Source organism: Streptomyces sp., from assembly GCF_050698815.1.
Taxonomy (GTDB): domain Bacteria; phylum Actinomycetota; class Actinomycetes; order Streptomycetales; family Streptomycetaceae; genus Streptomyces.
In genome coordinates this window covers 1-2950 of the sequence record NZ_JBOHCV010000224.1, presented here as the reverse complement: position 1 = coordinate 2950, position 2950 = coordinate 1, and the positions used below count along the sequence as shown (strand labels likewise).

3 protein-coding genes are annotated in these 2950 nt (G+C 69.2%); all 3 read right to left on the bottom strand.

The annotated features are described in order from the left end of the window. Positions 1-1094 (bottom strand): ABC transporter ATP-binding protein (locus ACRDP3_RS08220; RefSeq protein ID WP_431516186.1); only part of this gene is annotated, 1094 nt, incomplete at its 3' end. A 1-nt stretch (position 1095) separates the two neighbouring features. After that, complete coding sequence (locus tag ACRDP3_RS08215) at positions 1096-2037, bottom strand: ABC transporter permease (protein ID WP_431516185.1); 942 nt, start codon at positions 2035-2037, stop codon at positions 1096-1098. After that, the coding region (locus ACRDP3_RS08210) for an ABC transporter permease (RefSeq protein WP_431516184.1) at positions 2034-2950 on the bottom strand (917 nt) is incomplete at its 5' end. The genes ACRDP3_RS08215 and ACRDP3_RS08210, both read right to left, overlap by 4 nt.

Here is a 2950-nt window from a genome sequence, read left to right as displayed (position 1 = left end):
CCGACGCCGTCCACCACCAGCACCGGTGCGGCATCCGCCGCGCCCCGGGCGTGGTCTTCGGCACCGGCGGAGAAGACCGTTCCGAGCTGGTCGAGCGGCGCCGCCGCCCGCAGCGGTGCGCCTTCGTCCGGGGACTGCTCCACCAGCAGGCACCGGGCCTGTCCCCGCGCCGCGGGCAGCAGTTCGGGGTGCTGCGTACGGCAGGCGTCCACGGACACCGGGCAGCGAGGCTCGAACAGGCAGCCGGAGTGCTTGCGGGAGAGGTCCGGCGGCCGGCCGGGCATGAACGCGACTTGGACGACCTCGTCGCGCGGGTCGGCGTACGAGCCGAGCAGGCCCGCGCTGTAGGGGTGCAGTTGGTCGGCGACCATGTCGGCCGAGGGCTGGTCCTCGACGATCTCGCCCGCGTACATCACCATCACCCGGTCGGCCATCTCCATGACCGTGCCGAGGTCGTGACTGATGAACAGCACGGCGAAGCCGAGCTTGCGCTGCAACTCCCGCAGCCGGTCGAGGATGTCGCGCTGCACCACCACGTCGAGGCCGGTGGTCGGTTCGTCGAGCAGCACGAACCGCGGCCGCAGCGCGAGGGCCAGGGCGAGGGCGACGCGCTGCTTCATGCCGCCCGAGAGCTCGTGCGGGTAGCGGCGCAGCACGTCGCGTCCCAGCGAGACCATGTCCAGCAGCTCGCCCGCGCGTTCGTCCACGTCCAGGTTGTCGCCCGCGGCCTCGGGGTGCGCGGCGAAGGTGTCGGCGAACTGCTCGCGTACGGTGATCACCGGATTGAGCGAGTTCATGCTGGACTGGAAGACGGTCGACAGGTCGGCCCACCGCAGCGGGCGGAACTCGTCGTCGTCGATGTGCGTCACATCGCGTCCGTCGAACGTGATGGTGCCGCCGGTGATCGCGGCCGGCTTCTCCAGCAGCCGCAGGATCGCGTGCCCCAGGGTCGACTTGCCGCAGCCCGACTCGCCGAGCAGCCCGACGAACTCGCCCTGGTCGACCTGGAAGCTGACCTGGTCGACCGCCCGTACGGCCGCGGAGTCGCGGGGGCTGTAGGTGACACTCAGGTCCGAGACCTGGAGCAGAGCCATGTCAGTCCTCCCTCAGATGCGGGTTGCTCAGCGCGTCGACGCCGAAGTTGATGAGTGTGAACGAGGTGACCAGCAGCGCGAGGACCAGACCGGGCGCCACCAGCCACGCCCACTGACCGGTCGTCATCGCGCCGCCCATGCTGGCCTGGTTGAGCATCGTGCCCCAGCTCGTCGTCTGCGCGTCTCCCAGTCCGAGGAAGGCCAGGCCCGCCTCGGCGCCGATCGCGCCGAGGGCCGAACCCATGAACCCGACGACGATCAGCGACATCATGTTGGGCACGATCTCGTACGCGATGATCCTCGCCGTGCCGTCGCCTGCGAACTTGGCCGCGGTGACGTAGTCCCGGGTACGCAGCGTGATGATCTGGGCGCGCTTGATGCGGGCGCCGAAGGCCCATCCGGTGACCGTGATCACGACGATGATGAGTCCCAGACCCTTGACCGGTGCGTACGCGGCCAAGGTGATCATCAGCGGCAGGACCGGCACCACGAGGCCGAGGTTGATGAAGAAAGACAGCACCTCGTCGACCATGCCCCGCAGATACCCGGCGGTGAGTCCGACGGCCATCGCGATCAGGGTGGAGAGCACTCCGGCCACCACTCCCACCAGCAGGGAGGTGCGCGCCCCGTAGACGATCTGGGAGTACACGTCCTCGCCGCGGGCCGTCGTGCCGAGCCAGTGGGCGGCCGACGGGCCCTGGGAGCCGGCGAACTCGTCCACGCGGGGACCGAACGGCGCGATCAACGGGGCGAGTACGGCGACGAGGACGAACCCGGCCAGCAGCATCAGCCCGACGCGGCACTTGCCGTTGCGCCACAGGATGACGAACCAGCCGGGCAGCCGCCCGGACCCGCCGGCCGCGGCGACGGCGATCCCTACGCTCTCGGTGTCGCCCGCGATCGCGGCCGGTGTGGTGATCGGCGTATTGCTCGGGGTGGTCATACGGCCTCCGTCCGCCGGACCCGGGGGTCGAGAAATCCGTACGCCACATCGGCGAGGAAGTTCGCGATCAGCACGCCGACGGTGGTGAACAGGAACAGCGTCTGCATCAGCGGGAAGTCCTTGTTGGACACCGCCTCCAGCAACAGCCGCCCCATACCTGGATAGTTGAATATGGTCTCGACCAGCACGGTGCCGCCGAGGATGCCGCCCAGTGCGATCGCGAAGCCGGTGACGTTCGGCAGGATGGCGATCCGGGCGCCGTAGGTCAGGGCGATCCTGGGGCGCGGCAGGCCCTTGGCGCGGGCCAGGCGTGCGTAGTCCTCACCGAGGGTCTGCACCATGTTGTTGCGCATCCCGAGGATCCATCCGATCGGCCCGGTGACCAGCAGTGACAGGGCGGGCAGCACGCTGTGCTGAAAGGCGTCGGAGAAGAACAGCCAGTTCCAACCCGGCTCGCTGCCGCCGCCGTAGCCGCCTCCGTCGGGGAACCAGCGGAGGGTGATGGCGAAGACGAAGATCAGCAGAAGCGCGAGCCAGAAGAAGGGCAGAGTGCCGACGAAGGTCGACCCGAGAGTGATCAGCGAGTCGGTCCTGGTGTTGCGCCGGTACGCGGCCCACGCCCCGAGCATCGTGCCGATGACGAAGGAGAGGACCTGAGTGACGCCGACCAGCACCAGGGTCCAGGGGATCGCCTCAGCGATGACGTCGGACACGGTGTACGGGTAGTAGGTGTACGAGATACCGAACTGCCCGTGGGCGAGCGTACCGAGGTAGTCCCAGTACTGCGTCACCAGGTTTCCGTCCGGCGCACCGAGCATCTTGCGGACGGCCTCCAGCTGGGCGGGGTCGACCGCCCTGGACTTGCCCGTGAGGCGGGACAGAAGTGCCTGGGCCGGGTCCCCCGGCTGGAGCC